Source organism: Spirosoma aureum (genome assembly GCF_011604685.1).
GTDB lineage: Bacteria > Bacteroidota > Bacteroidia > Cytophagales > Spirosomataceae > Spirosoma > Spirosoma aureum.
On sequence record NZ_CP050063.1, the window covers coordinates 8,586,996 to 8,606,453 of the forward strand.

General features: G+C 49.4%; 14 protein-coding genes. 12 read left to right on the top strand and 2 right to left on the bottom strand.

What is annotated here, in order from left to right:
- Window positions 1-10: 10 nt before the first annotated feature.
- The 11 genes from G8759_RS34325 (at window position 11) to G8759_RS34375 (ending at window position 16,430) form a co-directional block, all read left to right on the top strand.
- Window positions 11-1,777 carry an exo-alpha-sialidase gene (locus G8759_RS34325; RefSeq protein WP_167218139.1) on the top strand — a complete coding sequence of 589 codons (1,767 nt, stop codon included), beginning with the start codon at window positions 11-13 and terminating at the stop codon, window positions 1,775-1,777.
- Between the two features lie 2 nt (window positions 1,778-1,779).
- On the top strand, window positions 1,780-3,729 hold the full coding sequence (locus G8759_RS34330) for a LamG-like jellyroll fold domain-containing protein (protein ID WP_232074060.1): 1,950 nt from the start codon (window positions 1,780-1,782) through the stop codon (window positions 3,727-3,729).
- A 183-nt stretch (window positions 3,730-3,912) separates the two neighbouring features.
- Window positions 3,913-4,641: a D-lyxose/D-mannose family sugar isomerase gene (locus G8759_RS34335; protein ID WP_167218141.1), complete on the top strand. Its 729-nt coding sequence runs from the start codon at window positions 3,913-3,915 to the stop codon at window positions 4,639-4,641.
- 29 nt (window positions 4,642-4,670) lie between these two features.
- Entirely contained in the window at window positions 4,671-6,020 is a 1,350-nt protein-coding gene (locus tag G8759_RS34340) for a bile acid:sodium symporter family protein (RefSeq protein ID WP_167218143.1), read from the top strand.
- Between the two features lie 276 nt (window positions 6,021-6,296).
- Entirely contained in the window at window positions 6,297-7,679 is a 1,383-nt protein-coding gene (locus G8759_RS34345; protein WP_167218145.1) for a sulfatase family protein, read from the top strand.
- 118 nt (window positions 7,680-7,797) lie between these two features.
- On the top strand, window positions 7,798-9,165 hold the full coding sequence (locus G8759_RS34350; RefSeq protein ID WP_167218147.1) for a sulfatase: 1,368 nt from the start codon (window positions 7,798-7,800) through the stop codon (window positions 9,163-9,165).
- Window positions 9,162-10,808, top strand: a complete 1,647-nt coding sequence (locus G8759_RS34355) for an arylsulfatase (RefSeq protein ID WP_167218149.1) — start codon at window positions 9,162-9,164, stop codon at window positions 10,806-10,808. The genes G8759_RS34350 and G8759_RS34355 overlap by 4 nt, the downstream gene beginning before the upstream one ends.
- Window positions 10,809-11,098: 290 nt before the next feature.
- The gene (locus G8759_RS34360; RefSeq protein WP_167218151.1) at window positions 11,099-12,265 is read left to right on the top strand and encodes a pyridoxal phosphate-dependent aminotransferase; all 1,167 of its coding nucleotides are present in this window, start codon (window positions 11,099-11,101) and stop codon (window positions 12,263-12,265) included.
- A 64-nt stretch (window positions 12,266-12,329) separates the two neighbouring features.
- Window positions 12,330-13,904, top strand: coding sequence for a flavin monoamine oxidase family protein (locus tag G8759_RS34365; protein WP_167218153.1), 1,575 nt, complete (start codon window positions 12,330-12,332; stop codon window positions 13,902-13,904).
- Window positions 13,905-14,005: 101 nt separating this feature from the next.
- Window positions 14,006-15,025, top strand: coding sequence for a Hint domain-containing protein (locus tag G8759_RS34370; RefSeq protein ID WP_167218155.1), 1,020 nt, complete (start codon window positions 14,006-14,008; stop codon window positions 15,023-15,025).
- A gap of 196 nt (window positions 15,026-15,221) precedes the next feature.
- On the top strand, window positions 15,222-16,430 hold the full coding sequence (locus tag G8759_RS34375; RefSeq protein ID WP_167218157.1) for an acetyl-CoA C-acetyltransferase: 1,209 nt from the start codon (window positions 15,222-15,224) through the stop codon (window positions 16,428-16,430).
- On the opposite strand, the gene G8759_RS34380 is transcribed toward G8759_RS34375, so the two are convergent.
- A complete protein-coding gene (locus tag G8759_RS34380) occupies window positions 16,427-16,879 on the bottom strand; it encodes a type II toxin-antitoxin system VapC family toxin (protein WP_167218159.1) in 453 nt (150 codons plus the stop codon). The genes G8759_RS34375 and G8759_RS34380 overlap by 4 nt on opposite strands.
- The gene (locus G8759_RS34385; protein WP_167218161.1) at window positions 16,869-17,090 is read right to left on the bottom strand and encodes a hypothetical protein; all 222 of its coding nucleotides are present in this window, start codon (window positions 17,088-17,090) and stop codon (window positions 16,869-16,871) included. The genes G8759_RS34380 and G8759_RS34385 overlap by 11 nt, the downstream gene beginning before the upstream one ends.
- 43 nt (window positions 17,091-17,133) lie before the next feature.
- Here G8759_RS34385 and G8759_RS34390 point away from each other — a divergent pair, with 43 nt between their 5' ends.
- The gene (locus tag G8759_RS34390; protein ID WP_167218163.1) at window positions 17,134-19,296 is read left to right on the top strand and encodes a 3-hydroxyacyl-CoA dehydrogenase NAD-binding domain-containing protein; all 2,163 of its coding nucleotides are present in this window, start codon (window positions 17,134-17,136) and stop codon (window positions 19,294-19,296) included.
- Window positions 19,297-19,458: the final 162 nt, after the last annotated feature.

Below are 19,458 nucleotides of genomic sequence, written 5' to 3' on the forward strand. Positions count from 1 at the left end.
ATTGCCTGGTATGAAATTGAAAGAAGCCTGTAATACGCTATGGTTATTGTGTTGTCTGGTGACTTTAGGCCGTTCATTACAGGCGCAAACGCCTGATAAGCGGGACATTTCTCTGGGGTTTTCCATTTACGAAAATGGCTATATGGATCAGCCTTACGTATCGGTTCTGCCGAATGGAAACTGGCTTTGTCTGTTTACAACTGGATCGGCCAGCGAAAGCAGGCCCGGTCAGCATGTGGTAGCGACAACCAGTACCGATCAGGGGCAAACCTGGTCGAACCCCGTTGATATCGAGCCCAGTACGGGGCCATTGGCTTCGTGGGCCATGCCGTATGTAACGCCCTATGGACGAGTTTATGCCTTCTACGATTACAATGGCGACAACATCAATTCGCTGAACGGCAAGCCCTTAAAACAAGTAGGTGAACTCGGTTGGTATTGCTATAAATACTCGGACGATAACGGGCAGACCTGGTCGGAGCGATACCGATTACCCGTTCGAAAAACGCCGGTCGATTTCAATAACGACTGGAAAGGCGAAGTGCAATTACTTTGGGGGATAGCGAAGCCAATTGCAGTAGGCGGAACTATGTATTTCGGTTTTACCAAGCTGGGTAAATTCCAGCAGGATCTGGGCGAAGGCTGGTTTTTCAAATCCGACAATATCGATACCGAGAAAGACGCCACGAAACTGCATTGGCAAATGCTGCCAGACGGGGACCAGGGCCTTCGTAATCCGGCGTTTGGCTCTGTTCAGGAAGAGCAAAATATCGTTAGCCTCAGCAAAGGCGATTTGTACTGCATGTATCGGACTACGCAGGGTTTCGCGGCTCATGCCTATAGCCGGGATGGCGGTCATAACTGGACTATGCCCGAGGCCGCTTCGTATACGCCCGGCGGAAAAATTCTGAAGAATCCCCGAGCCTGCCCCAGGGTGTTTAAATGCCAGAATGGAAAATTCCTGTTCTGGTACCATAACCATAGTGGCAAGGATTATACCGGTCGTAATCCGGTCTGGATCAGCGGAGGGGTCGAAAAGGATGGATTTATTTATTGGTCCCAACCCGAAATCCTGCTCTACGATAACGATCCCAAAGGCCGAGGCATGAGCTATCCCGATTTGATCGAACAGGACGGCAAGTACTGGATGACCGAGACCCAGAAGGTAAAAGGACGCGTCCATCGGATTGATTACAGCCTGCTGGACGGTCTATGGAAGCAGGCAACAACGACCGCACTGACGCGAAATGGCCTGGTTGTGAACAAGACAGCCGCCAAATCCAATACATCGATTCGGATACCAACGATACCCAACCTGAAAACCGGAGGCTTTAGCCTGGATTTATGGCTGACCCTCAATGACCTGCAGGCGAACCAGATTGTGTTCGACAGCAGGGATCAGCAGGGAAAAGGCATCTGGATCACTACCACCGACCAGCAAACCCTCCGTTTATTCATGTCTGACGGAGTTCGTACAGAAGGCTGGGATACAGATCCTGGCAGTTTACGGGTAGGTAAGCTTCAGCATGTTGTTTTTATAGTCGATGGGGCACCTGACATCATCACGGTAGTCGTTGATGGCACGTTGTGCGATGGAGGAACTACTCGTCAATACGGTTGGGGTCGATTCAACCCACAGCTTGAGGACGTCAATGGAAACCGGAAAGCGCAACTGGCACCCAGTCTGCACGGACAGGTCAATGCGTTGAAACTGTATGAGCGGTATCTGACCACCAGCGAAGCCGTCGCTAATTTCAACGCCAGTAAACCCCGTTAACTGTGAGCCATCCATTCAAAGACTTTACCCTAAAAACCGCGAATTTCATGCGTGTACTGCCAAGAAACGTATGTGCTTATCTAACCATTCTGATTAGTGTGACTACCCAATTTTCTGGGCCACTTTATGCTCAGGATAGTCGGCACATCTCAACCGGAACCATTATCCCCGACGAGACCTATAGCGACCAGCCGTATATCGTAAAAACAAACGATGGAGCGTGGCTGTGCGTACTAACCACTGGATCGGGTCACGAAGGGGCAACAGGTCAGCATATTATTACGCAACGAAGTCTCGATCAGGGTAAAACCTGGATCGACCGACGCGATGTCGAACCGGGCGATGGTCCCGAAGCGTCTTACGCGGTGCTGCTTAAAGGGTCATCGGGCCGGATTTTCGTGTTTTACAACCACAATACCGATAACATCCGGGCTGTAAAAGGCGACAACCCACCCTATCAGGACGGACTGGTCAAACGGGTAGATAGCCAGGGTTATTTTGTCTTCAAATACTCCGACGATAACGGCAAAAGCTGGTCAGATAAGCGGGTGACGATTCCCATTCGCAATTTCGAGATTGATCGAAAAAACCCTTATCAGGGCAAGATTCAGTATTTCTGGAATGTCGGCCGGGCTTTTGTCGACAAGGGAGCGGCTTTCGTTCCCGTTCATAAGGTCGGCGGTTTTGGCGTTGGTTTTTTCACATCGAGCGAAGGAGCCTTGCTGCGTAGCCCTGATTTATTGACCGTAACAGATCCGGCAAAGGCAACCTGGACCACCCTGCCCGATGGTGATATAGGTTTACGGACTCCTTCCAACATAGGCGGACCAATTGCCGAGGAACAGAGTTTCTCCGTCCTGAGCGACGGTACTTTCTATTGCGTTTATCGAACCATAGATGGGCACCCGGTTTACACCTATAGTCGGGATGGCGGACATACCTGGGATAGTCCGCAGTACTTGCGTTATGCCAACGGTCGTCTGGTCAAGCATCCGCGAGCGGCCAATTTTGCCTGGAAATGTGAAAACGGGAAGTTTCTGTACTGGTTTCACAATCACGGCGGGCACTTCATCCGCGACCATCCGAACCGACGAACGATGGCCTACGAAGACCGTAATCCAGCCTGGGTTATAGGTGGCATCGAAGCCGATTCACCCAAAGGAAAAATCATTCGGTGGACACAACCCGAAATTCTGCTGTATGACGACGACCCGCTGATTCGGATGAGTTATCCCGATCTGGTTGAAGACAAAGGGGCGTATTACATTACCGAAACACAGAAGGATATTGCCCGAGTCCATAAAATCAATGAGAACCTACTGACCAAACTTTGGGGCCAATTCGACAACCGGAACAAAGCAACCGACGGACTGACCGTTAACTGGGCCTATCAGAAGGGCAGCTTCCCCCAAACCGTTGCGGCTCCAGCTTTGCCCGAGTTTTACAAACGCGACACGAAAAAACTGGAGCAACCGGGCATGAGTGTTCCCAACGGATTTACCGTCGATCTGGCGTTTAGCCTGAAAAAATTAACCCCCAACCAGCTACTGGCCGACACCCGCGACAGCACTGGCAAAGGCTGGTATGTGCAGACAACGGACAAAAAAACGATTGAGCTGGTGCTGAATGATGGGCGCACACAATCATCCTGGGCCTGCGACGAACGATTGTTAACGGCGAATCAGCCTCATTATGTCAGTATCATTGTCGATGGAGGTCCTAAAATTATCGCCTTTGTGGTCGATGGCATTATGAACGATGGGGGCGATACCAGGCAGTTTGGCTGGGGTCGGTTTAGTCCCTACCTGAAATCGGTGGTGGGTGCCCGACAATTGACCCTGGGCACTTCCCTTGATGGGCAAATCTCACAGGCTTCGGTCTATAATCGGGCATTGACCATTTCAGAAGCCATCGGAAACTATAACGCACAAAAAAAGCTATCAGATCATTGAGGCCGAAACTCATCAAACGTTCCCTTTAGATAGGTTGGCATTTAGTAAAGTCTCATCGACGGACATGCCCGTTTTCTTACTTAGCTAACCTTTTTCTCAATTTGTTTTTCATGCCCTCAACCCCGTCTGTAGACGAGGACAGGCATCGCTTTTTCTAAAAATCACCTCTAACAAATAAAGTCTATGCAGTTAAAACGATCCACTGTTAACGCCAGCATCAACACGGCGAAAACTGTTATTGCTCATTTCGGGATGCATCTGCCGCCCTTTGCCCATTGGTCCGTTGAGCACTGGCAGCAAGTCGGAGCTGACTACAACGAAATCCGGGATTGCATGCTGGGATGGGATGTAACAGATTTTGGCAGTAAAGACTTTTTCAACATTGGCCGGACGTTGTTCACCGTTCGTAATGGCCGGTTGAACCTGGCAGATTATCCGAAACAATATGCCGAGAAATGGTTAATCGACCCGGAAAATCAGCGCGCTCCGGCTCATTTTCATCGTTCGAAACGAGAGGATATCATCTGCCGGGCGGGCGGTAATGTACTGGTTCAACTGACCAAAGCTGATGCAGCGGGTAATCCGTCCAACAAAACCTTTATAACACAGGTCGACGGGTGCTCGCGTCGGTTAGGACCGGGCGATATTGTTCGCTTGCGACCGGGTGAAAGCCTGACCATTCATCCTGGAACAATTCATCAGTTCTGGGGCGAAGAAGGAACGGGCTGGCAAGTCGACGGGGTTGGTTATACGCTCAGTGCTGAGATTTCGAGCGTTTGCGATGACCTGAACGACAACGTTTTTCTGGTCGATTACGGCGTTCGATTTCCGGAAATCGACGAAGACGAACCTCGCATTTGTTACCTCTGTCATGAGTACCCAATGGCTCCTGCTAACCTCATTAGCCACTAGCTCGCTCGCTGGCCTGACTCCTCATCCCTATGCGTTTCTCCTCGATTCTGTTGACACTGGCTAGCCTGCTACTGCTGAGCACAGGTGTACTCACGCTGGCAGGTAGTCCGTTTCCAATTGGGCCGCTACTCGTGCTGGCTCTGGTTTTACTGGCCATTGCCTTTCGTGGCTTCTCTTCCCTGAAAGGGTTTTCGTATACGATCTGGATTCTGGCTGCGGTTAGTGTGGCCATGTTTTATCCGGCCTATTTCTTTACCGTCGGGGATTTTCAACTCAAGCGACTGATCGTTCCATTTGTGCAATTGACCATGTTTGGCATGGGTGCGCACATGAGTTTCGATGATTTCAAGGGGGTGATCAAAATGCCGAAGGGCGTCTTCATTGGCATCGGTTGTCATTTCATTATCATGCCGCTGGTTGGGTTTTCGCTATCCCATCTCTTTGATTTTCCGCCCGAAATTGCCGGGGGCGTAATTCTGATCGGGTGCGTGTCCAGCGCCATGGCCTCCAATGTAATGTCTTATTTGTCAGGCGCGAATCTGGCTCTGGCTGTTACTATTGGGGCTTGCTCGACCATATTGTCGCCTTTTGTTACCCCGTTTCTGATGAAATGGCTTGGCGGGCAGTATGTCGAGATCGATATTGCGCATATGATGATCGACATCACAAATATGATCATCATCCCGATCGTGGCGGGGTTCATCTTCAATCTGTTTTACTATGCTCAGGCAACGCAACGGGCTAAAACCATTCAGCTCGTTGTGTTTGCCGGAATTATTGGCCTGACCAATGTGCTGCTTCAGCTCATTGTCAAACAACCAATCGGCCATTTCCTGGTAGGACTGGCTACGTCATTTTTCTGGTTTTACGGACTGCCTCTGCTTCTGGCCATTATCCTTAAAAAGCGGCCAGGTATTAGCCGGGCAATGATCGAAAACTGTCTATCGTTTGCCGCTATGCTGGGTATTATCATAAACACGGTCATCATTACCGCTTCTGGACGAGACAATCTGTTACAGGTCGGTGGCTTGCTGATTATTACCTGCCTTTTGCATAATATAATTGGCCTGAGTATTGGTTATTTAACAGCCCTGCTCGCTGGACTACCCGAAAAAGACCGTCGAACCATTGCGTTTGAGGTGGGTATGCAGAATGGTGGGGTAGCCACGGGGCTGGCTTTGCAAATGGGAAAAGTCGCCACTGTCGGGCTGGCGTCGGCTATTTTTGGACCGTTGCAAAATGTAACGGGCTCGGCACTCGCCAACTGGTTTCGGAAAAGACCCGTGCAACCTGCGCCGTCGCAATCTGATAATGAGTCTGGCACAGCCTCTGCATGGACCGAAACGACCGATGTGCCAACAGGGTCCCCGATAAATTGAGTTTTACGGGCATCTCCGAATTACACAATCAATGAATGGCAAGGGAGAAAAACCGCTTGCCTTCGCCAACGCCGACGATTAGTGTTCAGACCACTGATCGTCGGCGTTGGCGCTTACCAATGTAGGGGTGATTGATCGTCCATTTACTCCCCTCCTGCTTCAATTTAACGCTCGTCGCGGATATATATAACGTGTTGTTGTCTTTTCAGTAAAATCATTAAAGTCCTTTTGATTTGGATAAATTGCAGAAATCCTATCTGAAAATGGGCCAGTAACATGAAAAATACTATCACTATTATCCTGCTGCTAATCAGGTTCGGAGTCTATTCATTCGCTCAACAGCGTCCAGTGAGCAAACCAAATGTAATTATCATTATGGCCGATGATCTGGATAGTCAGCAATTGAGTTGCTACGGTGGCAAAAATCTCAACACCACCCATATCGATAGGCTAGCCAAAGAGGGTTTGAAATTCAATCAGATTTACACCTCCGAAGCCATGTGTGTACCCACGCGCGCGTCACTGTTTACGGGTTTGTATCCCGTTCGACATGGATCTTTCCAGAATCATAAACCCGTTTATGACAAGCTAAAAAGCGTAGGACACTATCTTGCCGATCTTGGGTATCGGGTCGCACTAACCGGCAAAGATCATAGTACAAAACCCAAATCGGTTTTCCCATTCGAGATTATAAAAGGCTTCGAGCCCGATTGCGTATCTCCGACCGACGACTATGAGCTGGCCGATGTGAAGCAATACATTACCCGAAACGACCAGCCGTATTGCCTCTTTGTCATGAGCATCAATCCGCACACGCCCTGGACCGTTGGCGATACGACCGAATTTGATCCGAACAAACTCACTCTTCCAAAAAACTGGGTCGATACCAAAGTAACACGGAATCAGTTCGTCAAATACCTGGCCGAAGTCCGGCGGCTAGACAATCAGGTTGGTGATATTACCCAATTATTGCAAGAAACCGGTCAGGACAAAAACACCATCGTCGTCTTTCTGGGCGAACAGGGCGCCCAGTTTCCGGGTGCCAAATGGAACCTGTGGGACGTCGGCCAGAAAAGTTCGATGCTCATTAAATGGCCCGGCGTAGTAAAACCCGCTACCCAAACGGACGCGCTCGTTCAGTACGAAGACATTACCCCAACCTTGATCGATCTGGCAGGTGGAAAGCCAGTTTCCGGACTGGACGGCAGGAGTTTCCTGCCCGTCATACAGGGAAAAAGCAAGGGCTCCCGACAGTACGCTTATGGCATTCACAACAACATACCGGAGGGTAATCCCTACCCAATCCGTAGCATTCGCGATACCCGCTATAAATTGATTCTGAATCTGACACCTGATCAGGCGTATTATAACCGCTTTATGATGAATCCCAGACAGAAAGATCGCAATTCGGTCTGGTTTTCCTGGATTGACCAGCAACAAGCCGATCCGCAGGCAAAACGAATCACCGAGCGAATTGAGAAACGTCCCGCCCTTGAATTCTACGATACGCAGAGCGATCCATGGGAACTCAATAACCTGGCGGGCGACCCAACCTATCAGGATCGTATACGTCAGTACAACCAGAAGCTTCAGGAATGGATGAAGCAGCAGGGCGATGCAGGAGCCGCGATTGATAGTATGTATACCAAAAAACCATAACGAATGGAGCCTTATTGATTTTTGAACCAGGCCGCAAGTTTAAGAGCCATTCAAAACATTCCGTTGTATAGGGGTTCATAGCCGATAAGTTCATCCAAGGTAAAAAAGCACTCGATTTATGATACAGGTTGTTCCTTTCCTCGTTTGCCTTCTGGTGGCGTTATCTGGTTTCGCTCAAAAAACAAAAACGCCCCCCAATATCATCCTGATTCTGGCTGATGACCTGGGGTGGAGTGAGTTAGGTTGCTACGGAAATCGTAACGACGGACCACGCTTCAATGAAACCCCTAACCTGGATCGCCTGGCTGCTAATGGGATGCGTTTTACGCAGGCATATGCTACCGCGCCCGTTTGCACACCCACGCGCATTGCGCTCATGACGGGTCAGCATCCGGCACGCGTCGGCATCACCGATTATCTGGATGCCAAAGACGAAAAGTTTCTGTCGCCAGACTACGTAACTATCAATGAACAGCTTAAGAAAGCAGGCTATCATTCCGGCTTGATTGGCAAATGGCACCTCACAGGCGATTACAAGAAGAAAAAAGGTGAACCGGCTAAACACGGCTGGGATGAAGTAATCTGCTCCGAAACAGGCTATATCGCCAACGGCGATTACGTTCATCCGTACTTTTTCATGCCCGATGTTCAGGCCAGAACCGAAGGCGAGTATCTAACCGACCGGTTGAATCAGGAAGCTGTTGACTTCATCAATCGCAATCAGAAACGTCCATTTTTCCTGTACCTGTCGCATTACGCGGTCCATACTAAATTGGCTGGCAAGCCAGAAGACGTAGCGAAATACCGACAGAAGGCTGGCGTCGACACGAAACAGAATAACCCGGAGTTAGCCGCCATGCTGGAACGTATTGATGATGGCGTTGGGAAAATCATCGCTACATTGACCGAACTAGGTCTGAAGGACAATACATTGATTCTGTTTACATCCGATAATGGCGGTGAGCTGAATGTAACGTCGAACGCGCCCCTTAGGGGTGGCAAATCGGAGTTATTTGAAGGAGGCATTCGGGAGCCACTCATCGTATCCTGGCCAGGGGTAATACCCACAGGGGCCGTCTCAACGCAGGTGGTCAATACGCTGGATATCTACCCTACTTTACTGGAACTTGCTTCGATCAAACCAGCTAAAGATCAACCCGTTGACGGTATCAGCATCGTATCTGTACTGAAAGGCAGTTCGGCGCCATTTTCCAGAACGCTCTACTGGCATTATCCACTACCCAAGCCCCATTTTCTGGGTGGGCGCTCTGCGGGGGCAATTCGAATTGGTGATTTAAAACTAATTGACTACTTCGATAACGGCCAGATTCAACTCTTCAACCTTGCTGAAGATCCTGGTGAGCAAATGGATTTATCGGAAAAGCTACCGGCCCAACGGACTCAATTAGTTGCTCAATTACGGGAATGGCGCCGGAAAACGGCCGTCGATTTTTCAGCCACCACGAATTCTCCTGTCAAACCATGAAGAAAGCTCTTATCCTGGCAATAATCTCATCTGCATTCTTATGGCTGGGGGCAATACCACCCGGCAAAGTAGTGGCGAAAAAAGCTGCCGAAAAACCCAATATCGTTCTGATCATGGCCGACGATATGGGCTACTCCGATCTGGGGTGTTACGGCTCTGAAATTCCAACGCCAAACCTGGACAAGCTTGCCAGTGAGGGGGTCCGATTCACCCAATTTTATAACACGGCTCGCTGTTGCCCAACCCGCGCATCGCTGATGACGGGGCTGTTTCAGCATCAGGCGGGCATTGGTCACATGACCAAAGAGCCGAACAATCGCATCGACTACGATTACGGCGTTTACGGTTACCGGGGTGAGATCAATCGCAACTGCGTTACGTTAGCAGAAGTGTTAAAGCCTGCTGGTTACCATACCTATATGGCCGGCAAATGGCATCTGGGTTCAGCCACCCCTGATTTACGCCCACGTCAGCGGGGTTTTGACCGATACTACGGTTTATTGGCAGGCGCCAGTAGTTATCTCGACCCGATACAGCCGCGTGGTATCTGGCTGGATAATGAACCGATTGACAAAGTAAGCCAGCCTTTTTACACGACCGACGCTTTTACAAACCAGGCAATTACATTTTTAAGCGAGCAGAAAGACCAGCAGCCTTTTTTTCTGTATCTGGCTTTTACCTCGCCCCACTGGCCATTGCATGCCTTGACGGAGGATATTGAACGGTTCCGGGGAAAATATCGGCAGGGTTGGGACGCTCTTCGGGAACAACGGTTCCGGAAGCAGCTCAAAGAAGGCATTGCCTCTGAAAAATGGGGGCTTTCTGCCCGTCCGGAAATTTACCCGGCCTGGGCCGAGCAGGATACCACGAAACAACGGGAGATGGATTATCGTATGGCAGTGTATGCCGCTCAGATTTACCGGATGGATCAGAATATCGGGAAGCTGGTCGATTATCTCAAAAAGGCCGGTAAATTAGAGAACACGTTACTGGTATTCCTGTCCGACAATGGCGCCTGTCAGGAAGGGGGTGTCCTGGGAGGAGGAGCTTTAACTGAAATCAACGACCCGGCCAAAGGCGGTGCCATATCGTACGGGGGCGTCTGGGCGAATGCCTCCAATACACCTTTCAAAGGATTTAAGCATGTTTCGTACGAAGGCGGTATTGCGACTCCACTAATTATTCATTACCCTGCGGGTACGACAGGCAAGAAAGGCCGCATTACGTCGACACCGGGTTATCTGATCGACATTATGCCTACCTTCCTGGAGGCAAGTGGAGCGAAATATCCAACGGAAGCGAAAGGCCAAACGATTCACGCGATCGAGGGAAAAAGCCTTTTGCCGGTACTTACGAAAGGGGCCCGCCAGCCGCACGAGTACATGTATTGGGAGCACGAAAATCACCGGGCCATCCGGTTTGGCAACTGGAAAGCGGTTGGGACCATTGGTGCTCCCTGGGAGTTATACGATCTGGAAACCGACCGAACCGAACAGCACAATCGCGCTACCGACCACCCAGATCTGGTTAAAAAGCTCGATCAGCAGTGGTCTGCCTGGGCAAATACGCATCATGTTTTCCCCAAAGGATCAATGAAAACGGATTTTACTAAAGAGTGGAATTTCGTTAAGACAGCGGATTAGTTTTTCCGCCGTTAACAAGTACCATAAACAAATCACCCATGCCGTTCACTAAATCGTTCACGCATGCCGAAAGCGCAACCAATTGACAGTATTCCTTTGGCAAATATCAAATTACCAGCATATAAATTTTGCTTACAAAGAATTTGTTAAAATAAAATTAAAGGCGTTTTCGGATCAAAGGTACTTTTTTTAGGTATTAATTCGTACTTTCACAACACCCTATATACTAAGGGTTTACATTTTGCTTTACTTTTATTTTATCGTAGATAAATACAATAAAAGCCACTATCATGTCTTCACAACTTACTCGTCGGGACTGGCTTCGCGCCAGCGGTTTGATGACGGCCGGGCTCAGTCTGAGTCGGTTCGCTCCCGCTGAAGCGGCCTCGACCGCCGAACAGGCCCAGTCAGCATTCACAAATGAATTTGCCTTTACGACTCCACCCGACATGCCCAAATTACGGGCACGGTTATTCGCCAATGAGAACCCGCTCGGCATTGCACCCAGCGCTAAAGAAGCACTGATAAAAGCTGCCGATATCGGTAATCGCTATGCCTGGATGGAGTTTAGCCAGCTGAAACAACTTCTCGCGACCGACGAAGGGGTGAAGCCGGAAAATATTATGATGTCTCCCGGATCGTCGGATATTCTGATGGCCGCTGCCGACCATTTTGCCAAAGGGGGCGGTACCATTCTTACCAGCACCATGACCTATGACGATCTGCTTCAGCGTGCCGAAAAGTTTGGCGCCAAGATCAAGGCCATGCCCATGACGAAAGATTACAAGTTTGACCTCCCTTCGATCAAGGCAAACATCACGCCTGACGTAAAAATGGTCTATATCGTCAACCCGAACAACCCAACCGGTACTATTATTCCTACGGCTGAACTGGAAGCCTTCTGCCGCGAAGTAGCGCCAAAAGTCCCTGTGTTCATCGATGAAGCTTACATTGACTTCTACGAACCAGCCGATCGGCCAAAACTTGGTAAACTAGTAGCTGATGGTCTGAATGTGATTCTGGCCCGTACCTTCTCGAAAATCCACGGCTTTGCGGGTCTTCGTCTGGGCTACGCGATTGCCCAACCCGATATGCTGAAAACGCTTCATGCCTATACCAATGGCGAGTTTGCGGTCAGTATCACTACGCTTATGGCCGGAATCGCCAGCTATAAGGATAAGGACTGGCAGAATCACTGTCGCGCCGAAAATGCCAAAGCCCGGACTTACACGACCAAAGCCCTGACCGATATGGGCTATGAGGTAATTCCGTCATCGGCCAATTTCATCCTGTTCCCAATTCGTATGAAAACCAAAACGTTCGAAAACCAAATGTTTGCCAACGGCATCGGTATTCAAACGCGCGAGTTCAGCGGGCAGCCTTACTGCCGGGTGAGCGTTGGGACTATGGAGGAAATGGTCATGTTTATGGACGGATTCAAAAAAGTAGTGGGGTAGACTAATGAATACCATACAATGGATCGTCAGAAGTCCATTGTATGGTATATTATTCATCAACTGAATGACGAGAAGAGACTTTATTAATTCAACGAGTGCGAGTTACGCTAGTCTTCTGGCGTGGGGAATGCTTCAGCCCGCTCCGGCGTCGGCGTTAAATCTGCCAGCAAACGGTCGGCAGAGTGATGGAAAAGGTCGAAAAGTAGTGATTTTAGGGGCAGGTTTAGCGGGCATGGCTACTGCCTACGAACTCGGCAAATTAGGCTATGACTGTACCGTTCTGGAAGCCCGCTCCCGCTCCGGTGGCCGCGTCTGGACAATCAGAGGTGGTACCAAGGAAACTGAACTACATGGTGGTACCGCCCAAACCTGTTCATTTGAAGAAGGGCTCTATTTTAATGGTGGCGCAGCCCGAATTCCGCACCATCATCAGCTTACGCTTCATTATTGCCGGGAGTTAGGCGTGCCTTTGCAAATGTTCAATGGCAACAACGAAGCAGCTTACCTCTATAACGACGGCGGCACGGGCGATCTGGCAAATCGCCGGTTACGCATCAAGGAATACCACAACGACATGCGCGGCTATACAGCCGAATTATTGGCCAAGGCATTGGATCAGTCGGCGCTGGACCAGCAGCTGACCAAGGAAGACATTGAGAAATTGGTTGATTTCCTGAAAAACGAAGGTGATTTGAATACAGCTCACCTTTACAAAGGCACCAACCGGCGCGGCTATAAGACTAAAGATCATCCCGGCGCAGGCCACAAACCCGGCAACGTTACGGATCCTTTCGGGCTAACCGATCTGCTTCGTTCGGGGTTCATGCAACCGGTGTTCTATAACGTTGGCGACTATATTTACGAACAGCAAACAACGCTGCTTCAGCCCGTTGGCGGTATGGACGCCATTCCGAAAGCACTAGAGAAAAAACTGACGGGTAAAATTATCTTTAACGCGCCCGTTTCAGAACTTCGTAAAACCGAAACGGGTGTCCGGGTCGTGTACCAGAAAGACGGTAAACCGGTGGAAGTTACAGGTGAATTCTGTGTCTGTACGCTCCCTTTACCCATGCTGAAAAACATCGAATCGGATCTGTCGGGTACAGTGAAACGGGCATCTGATTTTGTGCCTTATATCAAAACGGGTAAAATAGGCCTTCAATTTAAACGACGATTCTGGGAAGAAGACGACTGGATTTATGGGGGTATCTCGCGCACCAACATGGATATTAACCAGATCTGGTATCCGTCATTCGGCTTCCAGGGCAAAAAAGGGGTCCTGATCGGTTATTATAATTTCTATAGTCGGGCAGAAGCGGTAGGAGCTCTATCCGTTGCTGAACGCGAAAAACTGGCCCTGACGCAAGGTGTCAAAATCCACCCACAATATCCGACGGAGTTTGATAATTCATTTTCACTGGCCTGGCATCGTGTTCCCTATAGCGGGGGTGGTTGGGCTACTTACGACGATGCAACCCGGAAGAAATATTATCCAGCACTTATAGAACCAGATGGCAATATCTATTTTGCTGGCGAACACACAACCTACTTAACCGCCTGGATGGCCGGAGCATTCACCTCTGCTCACCGTACTGTCGAAGCGATTCACGCACGGGTGGGCGAATACACGAAGAAGTAAATTTGTCTGGTCCAAGCCGCTATAGCGCATTACTCCTGCTTGGCAAATGAAAAGTATACTTACAAAACGGGCCAAGTAGGAGCTTGACCCAAATTATCTTTATGAAACACAACCTGCTCTCGATTCTTATTTTCCTCTGTTGTGCTACTGCCACGCAGCTGCTTAGTCAACGCGTTTCAGCCCAGACAGCCTCAACCGCCAGCGCATCCACGCCGGGCATGACTCTTGAGCAACTGACTGCCATCAAGGCCATAAAAGTTGCCAATCTGGATAAAGACACCTACTTCAAATCGGGTGGTTTTATTTTGGACCGTTATGAGGAACGCCCTGCCTATGTTTTTGCATTCAGCGACGGAATAACGCGCAAGATCTATTTGTATAAGGTTTTTACTGCCGCCGATACGAAAGAACTGGGTCTCCTGGCCATTTACAAAAACGAGAAATCGGGCGACGTAAAATCATTTGTGATTCCCGGCGCATCGGCTGATCGTAAAGCATGGGACGCTTACATCGACGACCTCAAGTATGTTGGCGAAAAAGAGGCTGGCCTGATGCCAACACTCACCTTTGTGCTGTCACGTGAAATGGCCAGCTTACTATCTGGTGGCGGTGGCAAATCAGAAGAAGGCGACGGAAAGAAAAAGGAAGAATACAATTTCTGCTTTGCGCCCGACGCTCCCGTAACGCTGGCCGATGGGTCTTCGAAAGCCATTCGTGACGTAAAAATGGATGATGTCGTATTGGGTTACGATGCGAAAACAAAAAACCTCACGCCTACCCGCGTAAAGAAAGTAGACGCCCACAACGGCGACTTCACGCTGGCTGGCGTGTGGCTCTCTTCTGTTAATGACCTGACTGCTGACAATCGGAATGCACTAACCGCGCCAACATTGCTTGAAGCAACGGCTAACCACCCGGTCCTGACTGCCACAGGCCGGAAAGCCCTGGGAGAGGTAGAGGCTGGTGAGATTTTATACCGCTACGATGCTACAACTACTGGCGTTTCAGCGTATAAAGTTGTTCGGGTGGAGAAATCCGTACGATCCGTAAAGAACGTTTACAACCTGTCTACCGAGTCGGGTGCCTACCTGATTGGCGAGACAGTTGTTCTCGACAAATAAATCAACAGGAGACTTTCTAAAAGCCCCTCTCCTTTTCGTATTCTGGATGACTAAATCAGAATACGAAAAGGAGAGGGGCTTCATTTAAAAGAGAGATTTGCATTTTAACCCAAACAAATTGCCGTATTCAGCTTTTGCCCGTACTTTTGCCGGACCAAAAACCAGTATGCAAGCATACTAATTTTTCGACAGGATTATGGCTGAAGCCTTCATTTATGATGCCGTTCGAACACCTCGTGGGCGAGGCAAGAGCGACGGTTCGCTGCATGATGTGCAGCCTGTTCAACTCCTCACGAGTGTCCTGCGCGAACTGCGCGACCGCAATCAACTCGATACGTCGCTCGTCGACGATGTTATTATGGGTTGTGTTACCCCCATCGGTGAGCAAGGTGCCGACATTGCCCGTACTGCCGCCCTTGAAGCCGGATACGATGAGTCAGTAGCGGGGGTTCAGCTCAATAGGTTCTGCTCGTCGGGGCTGGAGGCTATCAATATGGCCGGAGCTTATGTCATGTCGGGGCAAGTCGATGCTATTGTAGCCGGTGGCGTCGAATCGATGTCACGGGTGCCAATGGGTTCCGACGGAGGGGCGTTGTTCATGAATCCGCTGATTGTGGCTCGTCATAACATAGTGCCACAAGGCATTTCTGCCGATCTGATAGCTACTAAATACGGTTATTCGCGTTCAGACGTCGATGCATTTGCGGCTGAGTCATACCGTCGGGCAGTAGAAGCACAGGCTGATAATCGCTTTCATAAGGCACTCGTGCCACTTAAAGATGAGATTGGCATCACCGTTCTTGATCGGGATGAAGGCGTTAGGCCCGGCACAACCACCGAGAGTCTGGGTAAACTCAAACCCGCTTTCGAAAGCATGGGCCAAATTGGTTTAGATAACCTGGCACTACTCAAATATGCCCAATTCGATAAAATCAATCACGTACATCACGCCGGTAATTCATCTCAGATTGTCGATGGAGCCGCCGGTGTTCTGATTGGTAGCAAAGCCTTTGGCGAACAATCGGGCCTGAAGCCACGCGCTCGCATTAAAGCCTTTGCCGTTGTCGGTTCTGAACCAACCATCATGCTCACGGGCCCAATTCCGGCTACCCGTAAAGTGCTTAAACGAGCGGGCATGAGCATCAGTGATATTGATCTGTTCGAAGTCAATGAAGCCTTTGCGGCTATACCGCTTCTCTTTATGGACGAATTCGCCGTCGATCATAGCCAGTTGAATGTCAACGGTGGCGCCATAGCCTTAGGGCATCCATTGGGCGCAACCGGAGCCATTATTTCGGCTACGCTCATTGATGAACTGGAACGCTCCGGCAAACAGTTTGGTCTCTCAACGCTCTGTATTGGGGGCGGCATGGGCATTGCAACAATTTTCGAACGGGTTAATTAAGCGATATCGCTAACCGAACGAATGAGTTGGATGCCTTCATCGCGGCAGACGCTTTCGAAATCACCATCGTAACTGGCAATCCAATCAATGCTACTGAGTTTGCAGGTTGCCAGAATTAGCGCATCATTTGGAAGCAGGTTGTATTTTTCCATGTAGCGCAGATAAAGCGGAATAACAGTGTGACCCGGCTCCAGAAAGGTAAATTTTGACAGAAGGTTTATTGGACTATGAGCTGTAACAAGTAGTGGGATAGTGCTGTCACGCTTTAATGTTACTGGCGCTTTCTTCCCCTCAATGGCCAGCCAGTAATAAGTAAATTCGCTTAATACGATCTGATTAATACAAAGATTGAACTTAGTAGCTGATGACAAATAGTTGAATAGCTCAACCTCTGTTTTTTTTGCCCACTCAACCAGAATAGAGCTATCCAAAAAGATGTTATTGTTCATAGGCATTTAAGTCATCCCAATTGAAGCTGGGATCTGGTGCGGGTAACTTGTCAAAAAAAGCTTGTGCCGCTTCAGCGAGTGTTTGCCCGTGTACTTGCTCCTCACGTACTGGATGAAATTCAATAACTAATGCCTGATCACGCATTTCGTCTGGTACGTTAATAATTAATTGACCATTTTCCGGCTTTTGAATGAGTCGAATAGCTCCCATAAACAGCATTATTTATTGAGTAAAGTTACAAAAGAACTTTTGTATGATCTATTACACTGTTGACCAGAACGTGGCTATCATTTCGTGGGAAATGACGTCGACTCCAATGAACGTCCTCAACGACGAATCAATCCCTCAGTTTGAAGCGGCTTTACAACAGGCATTTACCGACGAGTCGGTGAAGGGCATTATCATCACATCGACCAAACCTGAGTTTGTGGCTGGTGCCGATCTGAAAATGATCCTTCGCAATAATGATAAAGATCCGGCCCAGATGCTGAAAGTCTCGTCGGAATTGAACCGTGTGTTTCGCCGTATCGAAACATCGGGCAAGCCAACTGTTGCGGCTATCAATGGTACAGCGCTCGGAGGAGGTTACGAGATCTGTCTGGCCTGTCACTACCGCGTTGCCTTAACCAATCCGAAAACATTAATTGGTTTAGTCGAAGTGACCATTGGCTTGTTACCCGGCGCAGGGGGTACACAACGGCTTCCCCGTATGATTGGTATGCAGGCAGCCCTGCCATTGATTCTGGAAGGCAAAAAAGTAGGTGTTCAGGAGGCAAAAAAACTCGGTATGGTCGACGACATTGCCGACAGCCCGGCCGAAATGCTGGAGAAGGCGCATGCCTGGATTGCTGCTAATCCCAACCCACTCAAACCCTGGGATGAAATCGATCGCAAGACAGGCAAGATTGTCGGTAAAGACAATTTCAAGGTTCCGGGCGGTAACGTTCAAAGTATTGTTGGTGCACAAACTTTCGGGGCAGGAACGGCCATGCTGATGGATAAAACCAAAGGTAATTACCCCGCTCCACTCGAAATCATGGCCTGTGTATACGAAGGCTTACAGGTCAATATTGACCGGGCTTTAGCGATCGAAGCGCGGCATTTTGTGAAGGTGGCAACATCAAAAGTGGCCAAGAATCTTATCCAGACGATGTTTCTGGGAATGAACGAAGCGAATAAAGGAGCCAGTCGGCCTAAAGACATACCCAAAACAGATGTCAAGAAACTGGGCATTCTGGGGGCAGGTATGATGGGCGCCGGCATTACCTATGTAGCTGCACAGGCAGGCATCGAAGTCATTCTCAAAGATGTATCGGTTGAAGCCGCCGAAAAGGGTAAGGATTACTCACGAAGTCTGCTAAAAAAAGGCGTTGAACGCGGTAAAGTAGACCCGCTGAAAGTTGACGGAATCCTCAATCTGATCCACCCTACTGCCAATGTTGAGGACTTACAGGGATGTGATCTCATCATCGAGGCTGTGTTTGAAAACCGCGACTTAAAAGCGCAGGTAACGAAAGAAGCGGAACCTATGCTGGTCGCTACTGATGAATCAGCCGGGGGAGTCTTTGGTTCAAATACATCTACCCTACCCATCAGCGAACTGGCTCAGGCATCGGCTAATCCAGCCAATTTCATCGGTATTCATTTCTTCTCGCCCGTCGACAAAATGATGCTCGTTGAGCTCATTATGGGTAAGCAGACCTCCGATTACGCGCTGGCCGTTGCCATCGATTTCACCCGAAAAATCCGAAAAACACCTATTGTGGTCAATGATTCACGAGGGTTCTATACGTCGCGCTGTTTCGGTACGTATTCGAGCGAAGGGATGGAACTGCTCAAAGATGGCGTTCATCCAATCCTGATCGAAAATGGTGGAAAAGTCGCCGGAATGCCAGTCGGACCGCTGGCCGTTACAGATGAAGTTTCCCTGGACCTGGTCTACAAAATTGCAGATCAGGGGATAAAAGACGGATTCTTAAGCGAAGATGACACGAGTTATCAGGTTGCAAAGCAGTTTGTTAACTTGGGACGGTCTGGTAAAAAAGCGAAAGCCGGGTTCTATGACTATCCGGAAGGAGAGCCAAAGCATATTTGGTATGGTCTAACCGATTTGTTTCCGCTGACCGATCAGCAACCCTCGCTCGATGAAGTAAAAACCCGTTTACTCTACCGTCAGGCTATTGAAGCGATTCGGTGTTCTGAGGAAAACGTTGTCCGGACGAAGTTAGACGCCGATCTGGGTTCAATTCTGGCGTGGGGTTTCCCAGCCTACACGGGTGGAGCCTTGTCGTTTGTAGACTTCGTGGGTATCGACACGTTCATAAAAACCTGCGATCGACTCGCCGACCAGTATGGCGAGCGTTTCCGCCCGACGGCGAAATTGCGTGAACGTGCAGAGCAGCGGGAATTGGTTTAGTATCAGATTGACAATTCTCTGAAGCCGATTTTGGCGTGCAACGGTTTATACTCGCCGTCTCTATCAATAGACCGTCGTCTATCGGTAGAGACGGCGGGTTACAGCGGGAAAGTAAATTATCGCATCAGCGATTCAATTCAAGGCGCCTAAGTCGGAGGTGGT

Bases quoted from the DNA above. Each gene is read 5' to 3' on its own strand.
- G8759_RS34350 (WP_167218147.1), top strand. From the start codon at position 7,798: ATGATACAGGTTGTTCCTTTCCTCGTTTGCCTTCTGGTGGCGTTATCT.
- G8759_RS34360 (WP_167218151.1), top strand. From the start codon at position 11,099: ATGTCTTCACAACTTACTCGTCGGGACTGGCTTCGCGCCAGCGGTTTG.
- G8759_RS34335 (WP_167218141.1), top strand. From the start codon at position 3,913: ATGCAGTTAAAACGATCCACTGTTAACGCCAGCATCAACACGGCGAAA.
- G8759_RS34370 (WP_167218155.1), top strand. From the start codon at position 14,006: ATGAAACACAACCTGCTCTCGATTCTTATTTTCCTCTGTTGTGCTACT.
- G8759_RS34325 (WP_167218139.1), top strand. From the start codon at position 11: ATGAAATTGAAAGAAGCCTGTAATACGCTATGGTTATTGTGTTGTCTG.
- G8759_RS34380 (WP_167218159.1), bottom strand. From the start codon at position 16,879: ATGAACAATAACATCTTTTTGGATAGCTCTATTCTGGTTGAGTGGGCA.
- G8759_RS34345 (WP_167218145.1), top strand. From the start codon at position 6,297: ATGAAAAATACTATCACTATTATCCTGCTGCTAATCAGGTTCGGAGTC.
- G8759_RS34365 (WP_167218153.1), top strand. From the start codon at position 12,330: ATGACGAGAAGAGACTTTATTAATTCAACGAGTGCGAGTTACGCTAGT.
- G8759_RS34375 (WP_167218157.1), top strand. From the start codon at position 15,222: ATGGCTGAAGCCTTCATTTATGATGCCGTTCGAACACCTCGTGGGCGA.
- G8759_RS34385 (WP_167218161.1), bottom strand. From the start codon at position 17,090: ATGGGAGCTATTCGACTCATTCAAAAGCCGGAAAATGGTCAATTAATT.
- G8759_RS34390 (WP_167218163.1), top strand. From the start codon at position 17,134: ATGATCTATTACACTGTTGACCAGAACGTGGCTATCATTTCGTGGGAA.
- G8759_RS34355 (WP_167218149.1), top strand. From the start codon at position 9,162: ATGAAGAAAGCTCTTATCCTGGCAATAATCTCATCTGCATTCTTATGG.
- G8759_RS34340 (WP_167218143.1), top strand. From the start codon at position 4,671: ATGCGTTTCTCCTCGATTCTGTTGACACTGGCTAGCCTGCTACTGCTG.